28 protein-coding genes are annotated in these 19,499 nt (G+C 68.8%); 8 read left to right on the top strand and 20 right to left on the bottom strand.

The annotated features are described in order from the left end of the window. The first annotated feature begins 13 nt into the window (after positions 1-13). Positions 14-1,006 (top strand): DMT family transporter, encoded by a 993-nt coding sequence (locus ACWD3C_RS24190; RefSeq protein ID WP_451147171.1) that lies wholly within the window; start codon positions 14-16, stop codon positions 1,004-1,006. A gap of 100 nt (positions 1,007-1,106) precedes the next feature. Here ACWD3C_RS24190 and ACWD3C_RS24185 read toward each other — a convergent pair whose 3' ends face one another. The 15 genes from ACWD3C_RS24185 to ACWD3C_RS24115 form a co-directional block, all read right to left on the bottom strand. Beyond that, positions 1,107-1,697, bottom strand: a complete 591-nt coding sequence (locus ACWD3C_RS24185) for a hypothetical protein (protein ID WP_451147169.1) — start codon at positions 1,695-1,697, stop codon at positions 1,107-1,109. A gap of 7 nt (positions 1,698-1,704) precedes the next feature. Continuing rightward, positions 1,705-2,418 (bottom strand): hypothetical protein, encoded by a 714-nt coding sequence (locus ACWD3C_RS24180; protein ID WP_451147167.1) that lies wholly within the window; start codon positions 2,416-2,418, stop codon positions 1,705-1,707. A 5-nt stretch (positions 2,419-2,423) separates the two neighbouring features. Continuing rightward, complete coding sequence (locus tag ACWD3C_RS24175; protein ID WP_451147165.1) at positions 2,424-3,746, bottom strand: hypothetical protein; 1,323 nt, start codon at positions 3,744-3,746, stop codon at positions 2,424-2,426. Then, a complete protein-coding gene (locus ACWD3C_RS24170; protein WP_451147163.1) occupies positions 3,743-5,173 on the bottom strand; it encodes a putative T7SS-secreted protein in 1,431 nt (476 codons plus the stop codon). The genes ACWD3C_RS24175 and ACWD3C_RS24170 overlap by 4 nt, the downstream gene beginning before the upstream one ends. Further along, positions 5,170-5,490: a hypothetical protein gene (locus ACWD3C_RS24165; protein ID WP_451147161.1), complete on the bottom strand. Its 321-nt coding sequence runs from the start codon at positions 5,488-5,490 to the stop codon at positions 5,170-5,172. The genes ACWD3C_RS24170 and ACWD3C_RS24165 overlap by 4 nt, the downstream gene beginning before the upstream one ends. 114 nt (positions 5,491-5,604) lie before the next feature. Further along, entirely contained in the window at positions 5,605-6,063 is a 459-nt protein-coding gene (locus tag ACWD3C_RS24160) for a pilus assembly protein TadG-related protein (protein ID WP_451147159.1), read from the bottom strand. A 110-nt stretch (positions 6,064-6,173) separates the two neighbouring features. Continuing rightward, a complete protein-coding gene (locus ACWD3C_RS24155) occupies positions 6,174-6,551 on the bottom strand; it encodes a TadE/TadG family type IV pilus assembly protein (RefSeq protein WP_451147271.1) in 378 nt (125 codons plus the stop codon). Next, positions 6,530-6,712 (bottom strand): hypothetical protein, encoded by a 183-nt coding sequence (locus ACWD3C_RS24150; protein ID WP_451147300.1) that lies wholly within the window; start codon positions 6,710-6,712, stop codon positions 6,530-6,532. Before ACWD3C_RS24150 ends, ACWD3C_RS24155 begins: the two co-directional genes overlap by 22 nt. Before the next feature lie 57 nt (positions 6,713-6,769). Then, entirely contained in the window at positions 6,770-7,150 is a 381-nt protein-coding gene (locus tag ACWD3C_RS24145) for a TadE family protein (protein ID WP_451147269.1), read from the bottom strand. A gap of 110 nt (positions 7,151-7,260) precedes the next feature. Next, the gene (locus ACWD3C_RS24140; RefSeq protein WP_451147157.1) at positions 7,261-7,512 is read right to left on the bottom strand and encodes a hypothetical protein; all 252 of its coding nucleotides are present in this window, start codon (positions 7,510-7,512) and stop codon (positions 7,261-7,263) included. A gap of 42 nt (positions 7,513-7,554) precedes the next feature. Further along, positions 7,555-8,496 carry a type II secretion system F family protein gene (locus ACWD3C_RS24135; RefSeq protein ID WP_451147155.1) on the bottom strand — a complete coding sequence of 314 codons (942 nt, stop codon included), beginning with the start codon at positions 8,494-8,496 and terminating at the stop codon, positions 7,555-7,557. Beyond that, positions 8,493-9,509, bottom strand: coding sequence for a type II secretion system F family protein (locus ACWD3C_RS24130; RefSeq protein WP_451147267.1), 1,017 nt, complete (start codon positions 9,507-9,509; stop codon positions 8,493-8,495). The genes ACWD3C_RS24135 and ACWD3C_RS24130 overlap by 4 nt, the downstream gene beginning before the upstream one ends. 32 nt (positions 9,510-9,541) lie before the next feature. Next, positions 9,542-10,852, bottom strand: a complete 1,311-nt coding sequence (locus ACWD3C_RS24125) for a CpaF family protein (protein WP_451147153.1) — start codon at positions 10,850-10,852, stop codon at positions 9,542-9,544. Beyond that, positions 10,849-11,682, bottom strand: coding sequence for a hypothetical protein (locus ACWD3C_RS24120; protein ID WP_451147151.1), 834 nt, complete (start codon positions 11,680-11,682; stop codon positions 10,849-10,851). The genes ACWD3C_RS24125 and ACWD3C_RS24120 overlap by 4 nt, the downstream gene beginning before the upstream one ends. A 19-nt stretch (positions 11,683-11,701) precedes the next feature. Continuing rightward, positions 11,702-12,493 (bottom strand): hypothetical protein, encoded by a 792-nt coding sequence (locus ACWD3C_RS24115; RefSeq protein ID WP_451147149.1) that lies wholly within the window; start codon positions 12,491-12,493, stop codon positions 11,702-11,704. A gap of 549 nt (positions 12,494-13,042) precedes the next feature. On the opposite strand from ACWD3C_RS24115, the gene ACWD3C_RS24110 reads away from it, so the two are divergent. Continuing rightward, positions 13,043-13,777: a hypothetical protein gene (locus ACWD3C_RS24110; protein WP_451147147.1), complete on the top strand. Its 735-nt coding sequence runs from the start codon at positions 13,043-13,045 to the stop codon at positions 13,775-13,777. Between the two features lie 87 nt (positions 13,778-13,864). Here ACWD3C_RS24110 and ACWD3C_RS24105 read toward each other — a convergent pair whose 3' ends face one another. Next, positions 13,865-14,125, bottom strand: a complete 261-nt coding sequence (locus ACWD3C_RS24105; RefSeq protein ID WP_451147145.1) for a type II toxin-antitoxin system RelE family toxin — start codon at positions 14,123-14,125, stop codon at positions 13,865-13,867. After that, the gene (locus ACWD3C_RS24100) at positions 14,122-14,397 is read right to left on the bottom strand and encodes a type II toxin-antitoxin system Phd/YefM family antitoxin (protein WP_451147143.1); all 276 of its coding nucleotides are present in this window, start codon (positions 14,395-14,397) and stop codon (positions 14,122-14,124) included. Before ACWD3C_RS24100 ends, ACWD3C_RS24105 begins: the two co-directional genes overlap by 4 nt. A gap of 217 nt (positions 14,398-14,614) precedes the next feature. Between ACWD3C_RS24100 and ACWD3C_RS24095 the strand changes: the two genes are divergently transcribed. After that, positions 14,615-14,947 carry a hypothetical protein gene (locus ACWD3C_RS24095; RefSeq protein ID WP_451147141.1) on the top strand — a complete coding sequence of 111 codons (333 nt, stop codon included), beginning with the start codon at positions 14,615-14,617 and terminating at the stop codon, positions 14,945-14,947. Then, a complete protein-coding gene (locus tag ACWD3C_RS24090) occupies positions 14,944-15,429 on the top strand; it encodes a hypothetical protein (RefSeq protein WP_451147139.1) in 486 nt (161 codons plus the stop codon). The genes ACWD3C_RS24095 and ACWD3C_RS24090 overlap by 4 nt, the downstream gene beginning before the upstream one ends. Before the next feature lie 57 nt (positions 15,430-15,486). On the opposite strand, the gene ACWD3C_RS24085 is transcribed toward ACWD3C_RS24090, so the two are convergent. From ACWD3C_RS24085 to ACWD3C_RS24075, 3 genes are all read right to left on the bottom strand, one after another. Beyond that, on the bottom strand, positions 15,487-15,678 hold the full coding sequence (locus ACWD3C_RS24085; RefSeq protein WP_451147137.1) for a hypothetical protein: 192 nt from the start codon (positions 15,676-15,678) through the stop codon (positions 15,487-15,489). 6 nt (positions 15,679-15,684) lie between these two features. Beyond that, positions 15,685-16,224 carry a Uma2 family endonuclease gene (locus ACWD3C_RS24080; RefSeq protein ID WP_451147265.1) on the bottom strand — a complete coding sequence of 180 codons (540 nt, stop codon included), beginning with the start codon at positions 16,222-16,224 and terminating at the stop codon, positions 15,685-15,687. 82 nt (positions 16,225-16,306) lie between these two features. Beyond that, positions 16,307-16,534: a GntR family transcriptional regulator gene (locus ACWD3C_RS24075; protein WP_451147135.1), complete on the bottom strand. Its 228-nt coding sequence runs from the start codon at positions 16,532-16,534 to the stop codon at positions 16,307-16,309. Positions 16,535-16,698: 164 nt separating this feature from the next. Here ACWD3C_RS24075 and ACWD3C_RS24070 point away from each other — a divergent pair, with 164 nt between their 5' ends. The 4 genes from ACWD3C_RS24070 (at position 16,699) to ACWD3C_RS24055 (ending at position 19,477) form a co-directional block, all read left to right on the top strand. Beyond that, a complete protein-coding gene (locus ACWD3C_RS24070) occupies positions 16,699-16,995 on the top strand; it encodes a hypothetical protein (protein WP_451147133.1) in 297 nt (98 codons plus the stop codon). Then, a complete protein-coding gene (locus tag ACWD3C_RS24065; RefSeq protein ID WP_451147131.1) occupies positions 16,992-17,357 on the top strand; it encodes a hypothetical protein in 366 nt (121 codons plus the stop codon). The genes ACWD3C_RS24070 and ACWD3C_RS24065 overlap by 4 nt, the downstream gene beginning before the upstream one ends. Before the next feature lie 372 nt (positions 17,358-17,729). Beyond that, positions 17,730-18,401, top strand: coding sequence for a hypothetical protein (locus ACWD3C_RS24060; protein ID WP_451147129.1), 672 nt, complete (start codon positions 17,730-17,732; stop codon positions 18,399-18,401). Further along, positions 18,392-19,477: a hypothetical protein gene (locus ACWD3C_RS24055; RefSeq protein WP_451147127.1), complete on the top strand. Its 1,086-nt coding sequence runs from the start codon at positions 18,392-18,394 to the stop codon at positions 19,475-19,477. Before ACWD3C_RS24060 ends, ACWD3C_RS24055 begins: the two co-directional genes overlap by 10 nt. The last annotated feature ends 22 nt before the right edge of the window (positions 19,478-19,499 follow it).

The raw sequence follows: 19,499 nt of genomic DNA, 5'->3' as shown, positions 1-19,499 counted from the left end.
CTAGCTTCGGGGCATGACGAGGGACACGAGCGGCACGGAGGGCACGGCAGGAGCGGGGATCTCCGGCACCGGGAGCGAGGACCTGGCTGCCTCCTCGGGGCGGCTTCCGGCGCGGGAGTTCGTGTTGCTCGGGCTGGCCGTGCTGGGGGTGGCGGCGACCGGCCCGCTGGCCGCGGCCGCGACGGCTCCGGCGCTGGCCATCGCGTTCTGGCGGAACGCCGCGGCGAGTGCGGTGCTGTGGAGCAGCGCGGTCCTGCCTGGTGGCCGACGGGGGACGGGCAAGGGTGCGGTGTGGTTGTCCGCGCTGTCCGGGGTCTTCCTCGCCGGGCACTTCGCGACCTGGATACCCAGCCTCACCATGACATCGGTGGCCGCCTCGACCGCGCTGGTGTGTACGGCTCCCCTGTGGTCCGGGCTGCTCGCGTACGTGCGCGGCGTCGCACTCGGCGGGCACGTGTGGGCCGGGATGGCGCTGGCCCTGGGCGGTGTGCTCCTGATCGGCGGTGCCGACTTCCGGGCCTCGTCCACGGCCCTGACCGGGGATCTGCTCGCGCTGGCCGGGGCGTTGTGCATGGCCGCCTATCTCGCGGTCGGGGAGTCCGCGCGCAAGCTGGTGGACACTACGACGTACGCCAGGGCGAGTTACGCCTGGGCGGCGGGGGTCCTGCTTGTGTCGTGCCTGGTCTCGGGCAGCGCCCTGTCCGGCTACTCCGCCCGCACCTGGCTGCTGCTGGCCGCCCTCACGGTCTGCGGCCAGCTCGTCGGCCACACCCTCTTCAACCGCTCCCTGAAGTTCCTGGGCGGGCATACGGTCGCCACGATCTCCCTGCTGGAGGTCCCCGGCGCCGCCCTCCTCGCCGCCGTATGGCTCGGCCAGATCCCGTCGCCCGCCGTCGCCGCCGGAATCGCGGTCGTCCTGCTGGGCGTGTTCGTGGCGATCCGCGACCGGCGTTCCTCAGGACACACCGGGGGTGGCCGACGCCGTGGCCCGGGCATGTTCCGCTGACCAGCGGCCCTGTCGGCGTGGGAGGAGCAGCGGTGGCAGGCAAGCAAGCGGGCGGGCAGGCACTTCCGGCGACAGTGGCCTTGTGACACGCCCCTCCCTGTCACAGCGACAGCGTCCGCGCGATGTTGTCCACGATCTGCTCGGCCGGTTCGTCGAGTACCGGTTCGGTCCAGGAGACGAGCATGGTGACGGCCAGGTCGGTGGTGTCCGGGCGGACGCCGTAGTAGAGCATGCGGATCACGGGGCGGGAGCCGAAGAGCCGTTTCTTCTCGCCGATGACGTTCTGGCGGATGCGTACGGCGTCGCCGAGCGGGAGGCGTACCTGGCGGACGTCCGGTTCGCCGAAATCCCGTACGGTCATGTGCTCGGTCAGCCACGAGAGGGTGATGTCCGGAACCGTGGCGTCCGGGTGGATGGCGTCGAGTTCCAGGATGGCGGCCGGGTCGTAATAACCACTCAGGTACCAGCCGAAGGCGCCGAGCGGGTCACGCGTACGGCTGTCGGCCGCCGCGCGCTTGAGGCTTCGGGCCAGGCGGTGGGCATCGCCCTGCCGGCCGTCCCGTGCGTACCGTTCGACGAGTTCCTCCGCCTGGTACTTGGCCCAGTAGTCGAGGTCCACGGTGTCCGTGACGGGGAAGGGCACCCAGTCCTCCGAACACTCCAGGCCGAGGTTCGACAGGTCGTCGGTCATGTCGTGGTCACTCCGTCCAGATCAACGAGTCGGCGATCGCGTCGAACAGGCTTGCCATCGCGTCGGCGATCGGCTCCAGCGGGGTGGAGAACGTGAGCAGCAGGAACGCCGCCGTTCCCGGGACGGGGACGTGGTACTCCACCGAGACGGAGGAGTACGTACGCTCCGACGCACTCCCGCCGCCCTGCGGAGTCAGCTTCCGGACGCGGACCGCCTGGCCCGACTGGAGGTCCACGATGCCCACCTCCGGCGGCGCGAGCGGAAAGGAGGCTTCCTTCGCGGTGTCCTGCTCGGCGAGGGCCTGCGCCAGCGCTTCGAGCGGCAACGGTTCGGCGCGCTGGAGCGGGGCAAGGGTGATCAGCAGCGAGGCCGGGATCGTGAACGGGCCGGCCTCCTGGAGGCTGAGGTACAACTCGATGCCGCCGCTGCGGTGGGCCTTCGCGGCGCGGCGCCGCATGTCCTTGCGGAGGTCGTCCTTGAGGTGCGGCGCGTTGTCGATGCCGTGGAACTGGCGCTCCACCAGCGCCTCGATCGACTTGTCGCGCTGCTCGGGGTCCAGCAGGATCCGGAACCAGCCCTCGGGCAGCAGCAGCCGGTAGTCGCCCGGAGAGGAATCCGGAAGGGAGTCCGGAAGGGAGTCCGAAGAGAAGTCCGGAGAAGAGCCCGGAGACGAGTCCGGAGACGAGTCCGGAGAAGAAGCGGTCTCCTGGGGTTGGTTCATGCGCGTCACTCCGTCGGTGCCTGTTCTGGGGCCGGCCGGTCGAGCCGGAGTCGGCCGCGTAGTTGGTGGGCAGCGTAGGGCGTCGCCTGGAGTACGGCGCCGAGCGCTCCCATGAGGATCGCGGCGGCCGCGGGACCTGGGTGCTCCGCCTCGATCCGCAGTCCCAGCGTGAGGGAGAAGAAGGAGCCGAGGGCCATGACCATGGTTGAGGACGCCCCGGCGATGGTGCTCGGGAAGCGTGACAACCGGCGGGCGGTCCCCCCGGACGCGGGCAACGGCTGGGAACCGAGCGTCGGTCCCTTGGGCCACATCACCTTCCCGCTCAGGTCGCGCTCGGACACGGACAGCCTCGCGGCCGCCCGGCGCAGGCGTGACCATCCGTCCGCGCCCCCCTGGCCGCCGAACCACGGACCCCATGGCAGCACGGCACGCACCTGCTCGCCGGGACCGCGGAGTTCGACGCCGACCTTCGTTCCCGACCGCTCGCGCACGAGAACCAGGGACTTCAGGGCATACGGGCCGGTCAGGGGAAACCAGTACTCCTGCCCGCCCACGTCACGCAGGACCAGATCCCTGTCCTGCACCCGCAGCTCGGTGTCCCGGCAGAACCTGACGGTCGCTCCCAGACCACTCGCGGGCGCAGGTTTGATGCGCTCCCGTACGGCGGGCTCACAACGCCGCAGGCGCAGTCGGGTCCAGCCCCTGAGAGCCAGCCGTGCCACTGGAGCGACGAAGGCGGCAGCGGCGGACAGGACGACAAGCCAGGGAGCCTCCGAGCCAGAGAAAATGATCACCGTGATCGCGGCGAACCAGACAATTCCGGCGACGGCGCGCACATACCAGTACCAGCTCGGGAAAGCCTTGCCCGGTCCGAGAAATCCGCTTCCCCCTCGGCGAGTCCTCGGAGCCACCAAGGGATCATTCCTGTCCCGCACCACGTGCAGGGGAATCCCCGCGGACTTGAGGAGATCAGCCACGCCCGTACGGCTGAGCAACTGCTCACCCTGGACGGTTCGCTTCGGCAGCACGGGCGACTCGGGCAGCCAGCCCTCAATGTCGAACCAGCCGACCAGCGCCCCGTTCCGGTCCTGCAGCTGGACCTCTCCCCATGGGCCACTGGTCGTCGGCCCCATACGCTCTTTGTCGTCGCCGCCCGCGTCGATGAAGACGGCACGCGCGATCCCCTTCTCTCCCACCTGGTGGCGGACCGTCCGGGCACGGGTGCGCAGGACGAGGTCACCGCCGTCCAGACAGAACCGGGACGTGCGGCACAGTTCGAGTCCGGGGCCGCGGGAACCGGCGGGGCGGAGAGCGGGCTCGGGAATCATCCCGTGACCCGGTCGGCCACAGACGTCACCGCGCCGTACGCGCCCTCGGCACCGGCCACGACGCCTGTGGCGGTGGAGCCCGTCCAGACGTTGGTCTGGCCGTAGAAGTTGCTCACGGCCCTGCCGACGTCCGACATCCCCTGTGCGGCCGGAGCGATGCCGTCGAGTTCCGCCGCGGCCCTGGCCAGATCCGGGTCCAGGGTTCCCGCCGAGCGCGGCGCCGCCATGCCCCCGAGTCCGTCGCGCCACCCCTTCTTGGAGAACGCGTTCGCGATCGTCTTCACGCCGTCGACGGTATCCCGGTACATCGCGACCGGGCTGAACCCCTCCTTGACGTTGCTCCAGGTGGGGAGCTTCCCCTTGGGCATGTTCGCCAGGGCCTGCGCCGCGTTCCTGCCGCGGACCGTTCCCTGGGCGCCGCGGTTGGCGAGGTTCCACGCCTTGTTCGTCTTCATGCCGGACGCGACCGCGGTCTTGAACAGATTGCTGCGGGCCAGTGCCTTGGTGCCCGCTGCCACGCCCTTCGCACCCGCCATGGCCGCGCGGCCCAGACCGAACGTGGCCACGCCCACCGCGTCGAGGAACACGGACTTCCAGCTGCCCTCGCCGCCCAGGGCGAGCACAAGGTCGACGGCCAGGGCCACGATTCCCGCCGCGAGGGCGACCACGTTGGCCACGGCGGCGATGGCCTGCCCGATGACCGGAATCCAGCCCAGGGCAAGGGCCGCGATACCCGCCCACATCGCGATGCGCCCCGCCCATTTGGATATCTCTTTGAGCCAGCCGGCGTTCTCGTGCACCCAGTTCTTGAACTTGTCCGTCCAGCCGTCCTTGAGGCCGTCGTCCTCGATGACGTCGTGGATGGCGTCGGCCGCGAGCTTGGCGGCCCGGTCGCGGATCTCCTTGGCCGCCTGGAGCGCGTCCTTCGCGTCCGACAGGGCCGAGGACGCGTTCTCCTTCTGCCGCTCGTACTTCTTGGAGTCCGGGTCGTCCTTGGGGGTGTCGTCCGGCTGGCCGTCCAGAGAGCGCTGAGCGGCGGTCAGGTCGCCCTGCGCCGCCTCCGCGTCGGTGAGCGCCTTGTCGGCCATCTGCTGGGCGCGGAGCAGTTCGGAGGCGTACTCGTTGCTGCACACCCCGTCGACGACCTCGGTGCCCAGAGCCTGGGCGGCCTCGTCGTAGCGCTTGAAGGCCTTGCGGAGTTTGTCGCCCGCCTCCTCGGCGGAGCCCCGGAACTCCGTGGCCGTCTTGCTCTTCCAGTTCTCGACGGACGCCAGGGCCCTGATCTCGCGGGCCTCCTTCTCGATGGCGTCGGCGGTCCTGCGCAGTTCCTTGCCGAGTCTCGCCACCTCGTAGGGATCGCCCGGGACCGGGTCGGAACCCTCGCCGAGCACCTCCCAGCGGTGCGCTGCCGGACGGTACCCGCTCACCTTCCGCCTCCCTGGCCCGATCCCTGCCGGTCCTCACGCCGGAGCGCCTCGGCCAGCTCGTGGTCGAGCTGCTCGTACGACTCCGCGGCCGTCTTGGTGATCTCGTGCAGGACCTTGAGCTCTTCCGTCAGCTTTCTGCGGCGGATCTTCCAGTTGCTGTCGAACTCGTCGAAGGCGTCCAGGAGCTTCTGCGAGCCGATCTCGCCGATGCCGTACCCCTTGGCCGGATTGCCGCGCTTCTCGAAGGTGTCGTGGATGCGCTTGAGTGATCGTGCGCATTCCTTGATCCGGTCGATGTCGGCTTCCTGGTCACTCACTGTGCTCCCCCTGGGCTTCCGGTGCTGACCTGACCACGGTGTACAGGACGACTAATTTAGGCCACGCGGTTCACCGACATCCCCGACGGGGGCAACGACCGGGTAACCGGCCCGTCAGCCCACCTCGTTCTCCGCCACCGCCCGCCCCCGTACGACCACGTCACCGCCGTAGAACATCCCCGTGAACACCGGCGAGTACGTCAGCTGGACCTCGACCTCGACCTCGACGGCGGTTGCCGTGACGCAGTGGGTGGCGGCGATGTCGGCGCCGGTCATGTCCATCTCGGCGGCGAAGGCGCGCACTCGGGCGTTGCAGTTCTGGAAGTTGATGGGGGCGGCGCCGTTCTCGTTCTCGTAGAGGTCTTCGAGGTCGATGTCCTGGGCGGCGAAACGGGCGGCCTGTTCGGCGATGTCGGCGGCGCGCTCACGCTTGGAGATGGACAGGCCGCCGTCGATGACGAACGCCGAGAGGGAGAGGAAGACCAGGGCGAAGATGATCACCGCGCCGGCGCCCGAGCCGCGGTCGTCGAGATGGGCGCGGCGGGAGGCGAGCCATGCGCGTACGCCGAGCACGCCCCGTACGAGATACTGCGTCTTCCCGGGGGACGACCCCCGGACCCCCGGCAGAAAAGCAGGTCGGCCGGGATGACCTGCGCGGACATCGCGAGGCAAACCCGAGTAACTCACGCCGCCCTCCTGAACGGGTCGAGCGACGAGCTGAAGCTGGCCGACAGGCGGGTCGGGATGTCCAGGCCGAGCATGGCCAGGCCCCGTACCTCGCAGCTCACCTCGACGGTGAAGATGGTGCCGGACTCGAAGCCGGCGCTGGTCTGAGTCACCGTGACCGGGCCGGAGCAGATGTCGTCGAGGTTCGCCTCGGCCGCCCTGCGGGCCTCGGCCATGGCCGTGGCGTGGTCCTTCTGGATGGAGCCGGCCCGTGCCGCGTCCCGGGCCGCGCCGTCCAGCGCCCCGCGCCCGTCGACCAGTTGGCCGAAGGCGACCAGGACGAGGATGAAGAGGATCATCACCGGGGCGAGGATCACGACCTCGACCGTGGACAGCCCACGGTCGTGGTCGCGGCCACGGTCGTGGTCGCGGCCACGGTCGTGGTCGCGGCCGTGGTCTCGGTCGCGGCCGTGGTCTCGGTCGCGGCCGTGGTCTCGGTCGCGGTCTCGGTCTCGGTCTCGGTCTCGGTCTCGGTCTCGGTCTCGGTCTCGGTCACAGGAAGCCACGGACGCGAGTCCGGTCCGTACGAACGCACACACCCCCCTCAGCCCCATCAGTTCTCCCCCTCCTCCACGAACCTCTCCACCGGCCCCGACGACTCCGCGTGCACCGTCAGGTCCAAGCCCGGGAAGACCGTGGGCACCCGGGCCGTGATCTCGACGCCGACCGTATTCTGCTCGGGCTGCAGCATGGTGACCCTGGGCGCCAGGACGAGTTGCGGGCCGAGTTGGGCGATGTAGCTCTCGACGACGTCACGGGCCTCCCCGCGCCAGGCGCCGGGCTGTTCGTCGGCCGTGGCACGGGCCTTGCGGGCGCCGGCCTGGGCGGCCGCCTGAGCCACGTGATCGGCGAAGAAGTACAGCGCGAACTGCACCGTCGCGAAGATCATGAAGAACAGCACCGGCGTGAGCAGCACGAACTCGATCGCGGTCATACCGGAGTCGCCACGGCTGCCCCGGGCGGAGGCGGCCTCCACCCGGCGGCGTATCCAACGACGTACGTACTGCACGCGTACCCCCGTAGAACCCCTGACCGTCCCCGCGATCAGCAGGTGCTGCCCGCGTCCGCGCCCTTGATGCAGTCGCCGACCTTGGTGGCGCCCTCACTCAGCGCCGCGTTGATGATCGCGGCCACGACGCCGACGATCGCGACGACGACCGCCGAGATGATGACCCACTCGACCGCGGAGGCACCGCGGTCCAGTTCGCCGGAGCGGGCACGCTGCACGCGGGCCCGGAGGAAGGTGACGAGGAAGTCCACCCCCGGGACCCCGGTGCTGAAGTTCCGTCCGTTCATGGTGAGTTGTCCTCTCAGGAGGGATAGTCGGAGATAGTCGGGTCAGACCTGGAAGACGCGCATCGCGGCCGGGAAGATCAGGAAGACCAGGAAGCCGGCGCACAGCAGCAGCTGCGCCACGAGCATGGACTGGGACTTCTCGCCCGCGCTGCCCTCGATGTCGGCGAGTTCGCGGTGCCGCATGGTCTCGGCGCGGGAGGCGAGCGACTCGCGCACCTTGGCGCCGTCGTCCGCGACCAGGGCGAGAGAGGCGGAGAGGTCCTTCAGTTCCTCGATGCCGAGTTCCTCGCCCAGCGAGCCCAGCGCCTGCCACTGGCTGATGCCGGTGATCCGGGCGTCGGCGAGGGCGTTGCGGATGCGCTGGTTGGCCCAGCCGTCGGAGATCTCGGCGGCCGCCATCAGCGCCTCCGGCAGACCGCGGCCGCCGGCCAGGCTCATGGACACCAGGTCGAGGTACGCGGTGATCACGCGCCGCAGGTCGCGCCGCTTCTCGGCGGCGTCCCGGCGTACCTCCAGGTCGGGCAGGAAGAAGAAGATGAGCGCGAACAGCAGCGCCAGCCAGACCGGGATGATCGGACTGCGGCCGAAGCCGAGCGTCACGACGATGGCGAACAGCAGCGGCCCGAAGAAGACCCCGGCGGCGGCCAGCAGCACCTTCGTCGCGAGGAAGTTCTCCCAGCTCCGGTCCAGGACCGCGAGGTCGGCCCTGAGTGACCGCAGCTCCCAGCCCTGCTGCAGATAGAACTCGGCGACCCGTGCGCCCACTTGGCCCCGTACGCTGCCGAGCTTGCCCGCGCCCTGTCCTCCACCTCCACCGCCACCGCCGTGGTGCGTGGACTCGTACGCCGCTCCCCGCGCCCGCATCGCGTCGATGCGCGCGACCTGCGCGATGGCGCTCCGCTTCGACGGCATCAGGGCGCGTACGAGGGCGTAGAGGCCCAGGCCCAGGACGGCACCGATCACGATCGGCATGGTCAGATTCATCGCCGTACCGCCTCATCGGGAGCGGAGGGAGCGGAGGGAGCTGACACACCGGGCACCGGGTGACCAGGCACCGGCTGACCGGGCACCGGCTGAGAGGACGGTGCCGCCCCCGCCGTCCGTGGCGGCCGTACGAACTGCACCCCCGCCCCGTCCCGGACCAGGAAGCGCTCCGGCGTCTCGATCGTCGACAGCTTGCGCAGCCACCAGAAGCCGAGCGCGAACAGGCCGCAGACGCAGGCGAGAACGAGCTGGCCGACGGCCGTGCCGTACGGCTCGACGAAGTCGCGGTTGAAGATGGACAGGCCGAGGACGAAGGCGATCGACACCGCGACCACGATCTGCACCGAACGCCGGGTCGACGCCCGCTGCGCCATCACGCGCTGGCGCATGTCGACCTCCTCGCGCGCCGACTTGGCGAGCGCGCCCAGGACCTGACGCAGACCGGGGCCGCGCAGCCGGGCGTTGAGGATGAGCGCGGCGACGATGATGTCGGCCGACGCGTCGTCGATCTCGTCGGCGAGCTGCTGGAGCGCCTCGGGAAGCGGGGTGCGGGCGCGCAGGCGGTCGACGAGGGCGTCCAGGTGGGGGCGGAGGACGGGGGCGGCGGCGCGGGCGGACGCCGGGATGGCCTGCTCCAGGCCGACCGCGCCCGCGATGGTGTCGCGCAGCGACTCGGTCCAGGAGGCGAGGGCCTCGACGCGGCGCATGCCGGCCTTCTCCTCCGAGGCGCCGCCGAAGAGCTTCTCCCAGAAGAAGACGAGGACACCGGCGGCGATACCGGCCACGGCCCACCGGGTGAGCAGCAGCACGACGAGAGCGACACCGGCGGCCAGCGAACCGCGCTGCGAGGCGAACCGCACCAGCTCGCTCGCCCGTTCCCCGGCCCGCTGCTTCTCGTGCTCGGGCTTCGCGGGCAGACCGCGTACGGCCATGACGAGCAGGGCGAGACCACCGCCCGCGGCGACGCCGCAGCCGAGCGCGTACAGGACCGTCGTCGAGAACAGCCCGCCCATGGAACCGAGACCGTCGAGATTCATGCCTCACCTCACCCCCAGTTCTGGCCGGGTGGCCGGTAGCCGTGCGCCATGAGGTCGTCGAGGCAGGCCAGCGGCGCGTGCGGCACGACCCGGCCGTCGGGCGTCTCGGCGAACACCTCGCTGGACAGCACGCGGCCGTCGACGCCGTTGACCTCGCGGACGGAGGTGACCATGCGCTGGAGGCGGCCGCCGCTCTGGTAGTTGTTGCGCCGCTGGACGAAGACGACGAAGTTCACCGCGCCCGCGATCAGCATCTGGCTGGCCTCGATGGGGAGGCGCTCGTTGGCCTGGAGGGCGTACGTGGAAATACGGTTGAAGACCTCGCTGGAGCTGTTCGCGTGGATCGTGGACAGCGAACCGTCGTTGCCCTGCGACATCGCGTTGAGCATGGTGACGATCTCATCACCGAGGACCTCACCGACGATGACGCGCGAGGGATTCATACGGAGCGACCGCCGCACCAGCTCGGCCATGGAGATATACCCCTGGCCCTCGGAGTTGGGCAGCCGCTCCTCGAACGCGACGACGTTCGGGTGCAGGTCGACGAAGGTGTCGAGGCCGAGCTCCAGGGCGCGTTCGACGGTGATGAGTCGCTCGTGCGGCGGGATCTCGCTGGCGAGCGCGCGCAGCAGCGTCGTCTTGCCGGCGTTCGTGGCACCCGCGATCATGATGTTCTTGCGGGCCCGTACGGCGCAGGCGAGGAAGTGCCCGATCTCGGGCGTGAGCGTCCCGTTGCCCACCAGGTCCGACATGAAGACCTTGCCCATGCGGGCGCGGCGGATGGAGAGGGCGGGCCGCCGGGTGACGTCCATGACGGCGGAGAGCCGGGACCCGTCCGGCAGCCGCAGGTCGAGCTGCGGGTTGGCGGCGTCGAAGGGACGCGACGACAGACCGGAGTAGGCGCCGAGCACCTGGATGAGCTCGATCAGCTCCTCGTCGTTCTCGGCGACGGGATCGCCCTTGACCTCGCGGCCGTCGGCGTACCCGATGAAGACGTGGTCGCACCCGTTGATGTCGATGTTCTCGATCTCGGGGTTGTCGAGGAGGGGCTGGAGCCGGCCGACACCGAAGAGGGCGGCGTGCACGGCGGCGGCGTACTGCTCCTCGGTCTCGGCGTCGTGGGGAGTCCGCCCGAGGTTGATCTCGGTACGGGCGTACTCCTCCAGTATCTGGGCTATGACGGCACGCGCGTAATGCCGTTCGTCCTCGCTGGACATCGGCGTGACGCCGCGCACCTGGTCCTCGCGGCGCTGCTCCGCGATACGGTCACCGGCGTCCTGCCGGAACCGCTTGACGAGTTGATGGTCGACGACGCTCATCGGCCACCCATTCCGGCGGCTGCGGGGTTGGCCCAGGCGGCGCCGTACTGCTGGTACAGGTCGACGGTCACCTTGCGCGCCGAGCGGATGAGCAGCGACTTGTCCAGCCGTCCGCGCCTGCGGCCCGCCAACTGCTCGGCACCGGCGGGGTCGTCGGCGAGAGTGCCTACGACACGGGCGCCGGTCTGTGCGGCCATCAGCATGTCGTTGACCTGGTTGGCCAGCTTGCCCGAGTTGCCCGAGTCGGCGATCAGGACGACGCCGATGAGCGGCGTGGCCAGGGAGGCCGCACCACGCGGACCGCCGTGCAGCTTGGTGGCGAGGGTGGCGGCGCGGTCACGGACGCGCGCGATGGCCTCGGGCTCGGTCCGGGAGATGAGGAGTACGAGGGCGGCGTGCGGGAAGAGTTCCACGGCCGGGGTCTCCCCGCTGATCCGCCCGCAGTCGGCGATGACGTCGGCGGGCGCGTTCGGCGAGTCGGCGAGCTGCGCGAAGGCCCGGCCCAGCGTCGGCCACAGCCCGGCGAACGCGGCGGCCTGCTCGGCGGCCCCGAGTCCGACGAGTACGTCGAGTCCGCCGCTCAACGGCTGTACGTGGTCCCAGAGTTGATCGGGCACGAGTCCACGTCGCGCGGTGGCGGCGATGGACAGCATCCCGGTGTTGGGGTTCAGCGGCCCGCCGTGCGCGGCGGCACTGCGGTAGACCAGGTCCCCGCCGGCCGGGTCCGTCTCGGCGAGGAGCACCCGCCGCGGCCATACGGCGGCGAGGGCGACGGCTGCGGTGGTGACGCCGGGGGAACCCTTGTCGGCGGCGAGAGCGATGAGGGCCATGGCTGCTGGGTACTCGCCTCTACTCGGTGCCGTCGCCGGCGTCGGTGCCGTCTCCGGCGTCCGTGCCGGATGCGTCTGCGGATTCGCTTCCGGGTACGAGGACGATGGCGACCTCGCCTGCGGCGGCGGCTGCGGCGAGTTCGGGGGCGTCGGCCCGGTCGACGAGGAGGGTGACGGACAGGTTGCCGGTGGTGATGCTGACGCCGTTGCTGTTGCTGGTGTCGCCACCGCTCTTGTACCGGATGACCGCGTCGTCGACGATCAGGGTGTCGCTGCCGGTCGCACCGGAGGAGCTGTCGCTTGAGCCGGAAGCGGACGCCCTGTCACCGACGCGGTACGCGGCCACGGTGTCACCGTTGTTGATGTTCGACGGGTACTGCCCCTCCTTGAGGGCGAGGCCGACGGAAGCCTTGCCCTCAGGGAGGGCGGCCTCCCCGCCGAACATGTCACCGATGACCACGGTTCCGTCGTAGATGATGGACTTGGCCCTGAGCTTCTCCAGCGCGGCGCGCTGGTTCCACCTGACGTAGTTGATGTCGTCGTTGGCGGCGACCAGCACGGAGGTGATCTTGCCCTTGACGGACTGACCGGGCTGAATGGTGTCGGTCACCTGGATGACCTCGATGCGATCCCCGGCCCGCAGCACAAGCATCGTCGCACCGAGCGCGCCCACGAGTATGAGGAGCACCGCGAGAGCGGCGAGCGCGGGTTTGCGTTCGCGAGGCGGCGACGGAAGACGCTCACCGACCGCAGGCTGAGCCGGCGCAGTCGAGCGGTGGTTGCCCGCCCCCGTACGCTCTTGGATCTTCACGCAACCGCTCCCCGTACACCCAAGAAAATTCTGAAGATTGCCGCCGATTGGGACACATCACTCACGCAAGCCCCTTTAGGGTCCTTGCGGACCCTTGCCGGACGTACCGCGACGTACCGCGCGACTTGGCCAATTAGCCAGCGCTGGAGTGAGTGTCAAGCCATGGCACCGTATCAGCCGCACATAAGCCCCTCAAGGCACGTTCTGGATCGTGAAACTCAGCGGGTTCGTCGTTATCCAGCCGCAACGCGAGCCCATGGATTCCCCGCCGTTGAGGGGCGTTGAGCACCCCTGACGTTTGTGCGTCAGCGAACCGACCGCCGTCGCGGACGCCCATTTCAGGCCAGGCGTCCGTGCTCGGGACCACACGAGGCCTCCACGATTTGCTCACCACCGGAGGGGGCGGTGCCGCGGTGATCTTTCGCCCCAAGGGGTGACGAGTCACCTCCCACCCCTCATCCACTCCTCGCCACTTGACTATCGTCACTGCTTCCTCCCCTCTCCCCTCTCCCCTCTCCCACACCAGCCGCTTGAAGGAGCCTGCCCCCGATGAAGCGAACGGCCCTCGCCGCCACCTCCGCTCTCGCCCTCACCGTCCTCACCACCGGCTGCGGCAGCGGCGAGGAGGAGACCGACGCAACCGACAAGCCCGAGGCGACGGCCACGGCTTCGCAGGCGAAGGAATTGACCCGCCAGGAGCGGCTGGCGGAGCTGATGGTCACCAAGGCCGAGGTCGGAGGCGGGTACGACTCGAAGGAATACACGCTGGACGGCGAGTACATCTTCGCCAAATCCCAGGACGAGGTCACCCTCGACAAGGCGGTCTGTGCCCCGCTGGCGCACGCGATCAACCAGCTGCCCCTCGGCGACGCGGAGGCCTTCCTGACCCACGGCGTCTCGAAGAACGCGCTCACCCAGGGCTCCAACTACGTCACCCTCAACTCTTACGCGGACGAGGACACCGCGAAGGCGGCTGTGTCCGGCCTCTCCAACGCGGTGGACTCCTGCGGCGACGGCTTCACCGCCGAGGCGAACGGCAACACCAGCACACACGACTCCGTCACCGCCGAGGACATCGCCCCGGCGGGCGACGAATCCCTCGCCTTCAACACGACGCTGACGTTCAGGGGCGTCACGCACACGATGCACGGTGCGGCCGTACGCAGCGGCGACGTCGTCGCCGTCTACTTCTCGGTCAACGGCTTGGCCATCGCCAACTCCCGGCCGAGCGACGCCAAGCTGCCGGCGGCGGTGGTTGAGGCACAGAACGCGAAGTTGGGGTGAGGGAGAGGGATTCGGAGGGATTACCCGGTCGGCGTCCCGCTTCGCGTATCCCCCGGCGGGAACGCCGCACCAGAACCGTCAGCCACATCACCGCGGGCGGTCACTCCGCCCCACGGAGAGGATCTGCACAGTCACCGTCTTGTCCTCGACCTCGTACATGACTCGGTAGTAGCCGAGGAGCAGCCGGTACATCTCACTTGTCCCCAGACGCGAGGCGTTCGTTGGACGTGGGTTTTCCGCGAGGTCGTACACGGCTGCCGTAATGAGCATGGCCGCGTCGGGATGCCGGTCGTTGAGCGCCGTCAGCTGCTCGATCGCGCTGTCCGACCAGACGATGTCGTAGGTCACTTCTTGCGCGTCCCGTCAGGGTTCAGGCCGAAGCGCGCCGTCACATCGACATGGGACACCCAGCGCGTGGTGCCGGCCTTGCTGTCCTCGGCCGCGGCCAGGTCCCGCTCGTCCTCAAGTTGCTGCAAATAGTCGAGCAGCCCTATGGGGATGACTGCCGCCACAGGAGTGCCGTGGTCCGTGATCTCGACGGTCTTACCGCCGTGCCGTACCTCGTTGACGACCTTGCCCAGGTTGTTCCGGGCGTCCGTGAGCGTGTAAGAGGCGTCCATAACCAGAATCCTACACTTTGCAGGATTCCTGCGTCGGGCTGTTGAACGTACGACGCTGAGCGGGAGCACCGTTCTCAACCCGCGACCGCCGAACTCCGATCCCGTGAAGGCCGACCTGCGCCGGACCGACTGTCAGAGTCCAGGGCTTCGCCGAGGGGGCCCGCGACCTTATGGAACCCCACTTGCACAGCCGTAATACGCGTCATACGCTACTGGCGTGGCCGGGACCAAGACAAGAATCAGCATCAGCCTCGAACAGGAACAGGCCGAGCGCATCAGACTGCATGCGGACCGGGCGGGCATGGACGTCTCGGCGTACCTCGTGCATGCCGCGACCCGGCAGATGGCCGAGACCGAGGCCATAGAGGAACAGTTCTCAGAGGTCGACGCCCTCATCGCGGCGGCGGAAGCGGAAGCGGCCACCCTGCCCCCCGAGCCGGAGACGGCCGGACCGGAGCTGACCGAGCAGGAACGGCAGGAGGTCGAAACCGTCCTCAACCTCGTCTACGGCGAGGACCGTGCGAACCACCGCCCCGGACACGCCGCGTGAGCGTCCGGGTCCCGGTGTACGACACCGGAATGCTCGTCGCCCTCGCCGACCGCAAGGCGAAGGCTGTGGCACTGCACAACGGCCTCACGGCAACGCCACACCGCGCTCTCGTCCTCGGGCCGGTGCTCGCCCAGGTGTGGCGCCCCCGTCCGGCCTTGATCCACAGCTTGGCCGGCCTGCTGAAGGACTGCGCAGTACCCCAGGCCCGCGCCTCCGAGCCCCCCATGCGGGACACGAAGGCTGGCCGCCCTGAGTGCATCGCCTGCGCCACCGGCCCCGACGTCACCGACTGGCGCCGCATCGGCGCGGCTCTGGGGGAAGCGAAGCTGCCTCCGAAGAAGAGGCCGGACGCAGTGGACGCCTGGGTGGCCCTGTCTGCCGTACGGCACGGCAGCGCAGTGATCTTCACCAGCGATCCGGAGGACATCGAGGCGTATCTGACCGTACTGAATCCCAGGGATGTGCACGTCGAGGCGGTGTAGGCGGGGCGGCTGAGCGCAGGTGTCAAGGGTCGTGGCAGGCTGCCGCCTCCAGCTGTTTCAGCGGAACGGCTCTGCCTCCACGGGAGAGGACCGGCGTGCGGCCGTCGCCTCGTGCATCTTGCGCCGCATCTCAGCGGACTCCTCGTCCGTCACGTGGTGCCCGAAACGGTCGGCGAGCACGGCACGGACGCGATCGGCGCGTCCCTTGAGCCGCTCGGGGGTGAGCGGCTGGGCAGTTCTTTCTTTCATGAGAACTCAGGCCTCGCTGTCGTCACGCGTGGGAAACGTACCGGTGTCGATCTTCACGCGCTCCCCGGTAGCCAGAGTGAAGCTGACCGACTGGCCGTACGGGATCTCGACGACCCGCCCGTACCCCGAGGTATGCGGCTCCGACATCACTGTGACCGTCTTCTTGAACGGGTCGGCGATCATGTAGAAGTCGATTCCGTAGCGCCCGTACTTCCGGACGTTCCGCACGTAGTCCTTCTCGTCCTCCGGCTCGGACGGGACCTCGACCACCGCCAGCACGTCGATGCAGGAGTAACTGTTCTTTCGACGCTCGGCGTCGAAGCCGACGATCGTCAGGTCGGGCGCGGCGTCGTTCTCTCCGGGGAACGTGATCAGCACGTCGCCGAAGACGCGCTCGCGAGCGATGCCGGAAGCCTTGACCGCATCCTTCACGTCGGAAACGGTCCAGTCCTGCTCCGGGCTCCGCGGCGTCATGATCACCCTGCCGTCGAAGACCTCGACCTTGTAGCCCTCGGGGATAACGCCGCGCTCGATCAGATCCCTCATGACGGGCACAGCGACTCACCTCCGGCGGGCACGCCGAGTGACCAGGATGTCCTAGGCGGAGCCCTGACGTGACGGACCTCCATCATCGATCTGCGACGAAGGAACCCATGCCCCGAGTCGTGGTGATGAGTCCTTCCTCACGCAGGGCAGCGGTGGCCTTACGGACGGTTTCACGGGCGACCCCGAATTCCTGCTCCAGCTTCACCTCTGAGATCAAACCGCGCACCGGGTACTCACCGCTGGCGATCCGCCCCCGGATCACTTCGGCGATCTGCTGCCACTTGGGCCTCGTCGGGTCAAATTCGAACACAGGTGAACTGTACGTAAGCCCTAGCATGCAGTCATAGAGGCTACTCTCACCTCATATGGGTAGACAGGTACTTACAGGCTGCCATACGGTTCCGGATGACAGACCCCGGCGACGGATGCTGGCCGTCCCGGGGCGCGGCCGAACGCTACGAAGGAGCGCCGACAATGCTGGACCTTACAGTCCGAGCCCTGACCTGGGTGCTGAACCTCTGCACACCGAGCCCCCGCGGCCGACACCGCGCCGGAACCGTCCCCCTCCCACGGCTCACCCCGCCCCCGCCCCGCTTCACCGAACGCATCGACGGCGGCACATCCGCCCTCGTACGCCCCTACGTCCTCTCCCCGGACGAACGCGAACACCGCCGCCAGCGAGCCCGCCGCCGCGCCCTCTACCTCGCCACGCTCGGCATCGACACCGGCCCCACCCACATCCATGGCCTCCGCGTGGGAGCCGCCCGATGACCGACCACTGCCCGGTCCCCGGCAACCGCCGCCCGATCCGCATGTGCGTCCGTTGCGAACGCACCACCGAAAACCCCGTCCTGGTCCACGCACACCACGCCGCCACCGGCCCCGGCTTCAACGTCTACACCTGCCCGGACTGCGCCCTCCACTACCCGCCCCCGACGAACCCCGTGGACCTGCCCGACCTCACCCCGAGAGCGTCCCGCATGACCATCCGCGTCTACCAGATCACGTCCGACGGCAGGACTACTCGAGACCTCGGCGAGGTCCACACCTGGACCGGCAGCCGCATCGACCCCACTCCATGCACGGCAGCCTTCCCGCCCTGCGCATGCCCGAAGTGCCGGACAGCCCCATAGCCCCCAGCCATATCCATGGACGTGGTGTACGGCTTCTGCCCCCCAGGTAGAGGAATCCGCAGATGTGACACATCTCCCGGATGTGTCACATCCTCGGCTGGTACATCACATCCGCGGACGTAACCGAGCCCCGATAGCTCCCGCGAAGACACAGGAGACTGACAGCAACATTCGGTCGCCGGACCCATGAGAAAGGTCCGGCGGCCAACCCCGTCTCCGACGAGACACGATCACGCCACGGATCACACCCGATTCACCCCAGTACATCCACAATCACCCACTCTCTGAGGCAAGTTCAGCCTGGCGAAACCTCCAGCCCCACCGATACCGTCAGTGGTCCTGCCTGAACCTTTGTCTCACGGGGAGCCCACAGTGAAGCGCCGCCCTTTGCCCGTTGCTACCGCGCTCGCCACGACAGCAGCCCTGCTGCTGACGGCCTGCGGCGGCGGGAACAACAAGTCCGGCGACAACGACAAGATCGCTGGCGCCGACCAGGGAGCGGAGACGCCGAAAGAATCAGCGGAACCGTCGGCGGCACCGGCCGAGGACGCGCCGGACGGCGTGGACGTGTCCCTGCCCAAGGACATGAACCTGGTCTTCGACTGGGACACGCCGGAGAAGGAGAACGAGGCGGCCGCGATGGCCGACGCCGCCAACTTCTTCCGCGCCATCTACCGAGGCGTCGACAAGCGCACGACCCAGGACGCGGCCATCACCGCGTACGCCACCGACGAGGGACTGCACTACGCGAAAACGCAGATCGACGCGTGGATCGAAGGCGGCTGGACCGCCACCGGCACGCTGCGCCACTACGACGCAGCCACACGGTCCGCCCCGAACAGCAAGTCCGTAGAGGTGGCGTTCTGTGCGGACTCCGGCATGTTCTACGGCAAGGAAATCAAGACCAAGAAGATCCTCAAGACTAAGCCCAGCATCGAGGACTTCGACTACTACAAGATCATTATGGTCAAATTCCCCACGGGTACGGACCTGTGGCAGGCATCCGAGGTGTTCGTCGAGACGAAGGCGGCGAAGTGCCAGTGAACGGATCACGACGCCTACTCCTCGGTACCGCAGCGCTGACACTGACCCTCAGCACCCTCGTCCTCACGGAATCCGCCTACGCGGCAAAGCCAGTGGGTTCCGACAAGGGAGCCCGCACAGAACAGCAGGGCGGCGGCGACGAAACGGGCATCTACGCCGCCGCACGCGTCCAGTACTCCGGAGCTGTCGCCAATGACGGCAGCAGCGGAAACGTGACCCCCTCCGATGTCAACTGGACGCCACCACCCTGCTGGTACGCCCCCTACCTCGGCGCCAAGGACTTCAAGAAGAAAATGTCCAAGGACATCGAGAGCCAAAAGAACGCGCCCGGCATGACTGGCACCCCAGGCGCGGCGATCGGCGAGGTGGAGCGCCACTACGAGGACGAGTACGGCTGGACCGACACCCCCGGCTACAAGGACTACAACGTCGAGAAGGATGGCGAGGGGATGTTCTGGGCCGGCGTCGAGAACCCCGACGAACCCGACCCACTCAAGCGGAACTCGTGCACCGACCTCCCCTTCTGGGTCGACAACGGCGAGGCCCCGCCGCCCCAGTACGAGGAAGCCATCACCCCAGAGATGCTTGCCGCCCTCGCCTACCAGCACATGCAGCTTCCCGACACCGAGGTCACCCGCGCTCCCGAGGCCACCACCAAAGTGAACCTGCCGACTTGGGCCTGGCTCGACCAGGCCGTCTTCGACGAGGTCCAGGCCACGGCGGCCATCAACGTCCCCGGCTTCAACATCCAGGCCACGACCACCGCCAAGCCGGTGTCCCTCAGGCTGGAGCCGGGCACCGAGGACGCCGACACCTACCCTGCCTCCGGCGAGTGCGCCATCAACGCCGACGGTTCCATCGGCGAGCCCTACGCCAAGGGCAGGGCAGACGGGACCCCGCCTTGCGGCCTCAAGTACCTACGCTCTTCCGGCGACGGCACCTTCAAACTCCAGGCCACCATCACCTGGGAGATCACCTGGACCGGCACCGGCGGCGCCGGCGGCGACCTCCCCAACGGCACCTTCGGCAACGACCAGGACGTCACCGTGCAGGAAATCCAAGCCATCAACCGCTGACCAGTTTCCTGCGCCGGGAATT

This window comes from Streptomyces sp. NPDC002845 (assembly GCF_053591955.1).
Note: the sequence above shows the minus strand (reverse complement) of the source record. Positions and strands in the feature narration are given on the sequence as shown.

Bases quoted from the DNA above. Each gene is read 5' to 3' on its own strand.
- ACWD3C_RS24070 (WP_451147133.1), top strand. From the start codon at position 16,699: ATGCTGGACCTTACAGTCCGAGCCCTGACCTGGGTGCTGAACCTCTGC.
- ACWD3C_RS24120 (WP_451147151.1), bottom strand. From the start codon at position 11,682: ATGGCCCTCATCGCTCTCGCCGCCGACAAGGGTTCCCCCGGCGTCACC.
- ACWD3C_RS24130 (WP_451147267.1), bottom strand. From the start codon at position 9,509: ATGGGCGGGCTGTTCTCGACGACGGTCCTGTACGCGCTCGGCTGCGGC.
- ACWD3C_RS24180 (WP_451147167.1), bottom strand. From the start codon at position 2,418: ATGAACCAACCCCAGGAGACCGCTTCTTCTCCGGACTCGTCTCCGGAC.
- ACWD3C_RS24125 (WP_451147153.1), bottom strand. From the start codon at position 10,852: ATGAGCGTCGTCGACCATCAACTCGTCAAGCGGTTCCGGCAGGACGCC.
- ACWD3C_RS24065 (WP_451147131.1), top strand. From the start codon at position 16,992: ATGACCGACCACTGCCCGGTCCCCGGCAACCGCCGCCCGATCCGCATG.
- ACWD3C_RS24185 (WP_451147169.1), bottom strand. From the start codon at position 1,697: ATGACCGACGACCTGTCGAACCTCGGCCTGGAGTGTTCGGAGGACTGG.
- ACWD3C_RS24190 (WP_451147171.1), top strand. From the start codon at position 14: ATGACGAGGGACACGAGCGGCACGGAGGGCACGGCAGGAGCGGGGATC.
- ACWD3C_RS24175 (WP_451147165.1), bottom strand. From the start codon at position 3,746: ATGATTCCCGAGCCCGCTCTCCGCCCCGCCGGTTCCCGCGGCCCCGGA.
- ACWD3C_RS24135 (WP_451147155.1), bottom strand. From the start codon at position 8,496: ATGAATCTGACCATGCCGATCGTGATCGGTGCCGTCCTGGGCCTGGGC.
- ACWD3C_RS24100 (WP_451147143.1), bottom strand. From the start codon at position 14,397: ATGGACGCCTCTTACACGCTCACGGACGCCCGGAACAACCTGGGCAAG.
- ACWD3C_RS24140 (WP_451147157.1), bottom strand. From the start codon at position 7,512: ATGAACGGACGGAACTTCAGCACCGGGGTCCCGGGGGTGGACTTCCTC.
- ACWD3C_RS24110 (WP_451147147.1), top strand. From the start codon at position 13,043: ATGAAGCGAACGGCCCTCGCCGCCACCTCCGCTCTCGCCCTCACCGTC.
- ACWD3C_RS24080 (WP_451147265.1), bottom strand. From the start codon at position 16,224: ATGAGGGATCTGATCGAGCGCGGCGTTATCCCCGAGGGCTACAAGGTC.
- ACWD3C_RS24085 (WP_451147137.1), bottom strand. From the start codon at position 15,678: ATGAAAGAAAGAACTGCCCAGCCGCTCACCCCCGAGCGGCTCAAGGGA.
- ACWD3C_RS24145 (WP_451147269.1), bottom strand. From the start codon at position 7,150: ATGACCGCGATCGAGTTCGTGCTGCTCACGCCGGTGCTGTTCTTCATG.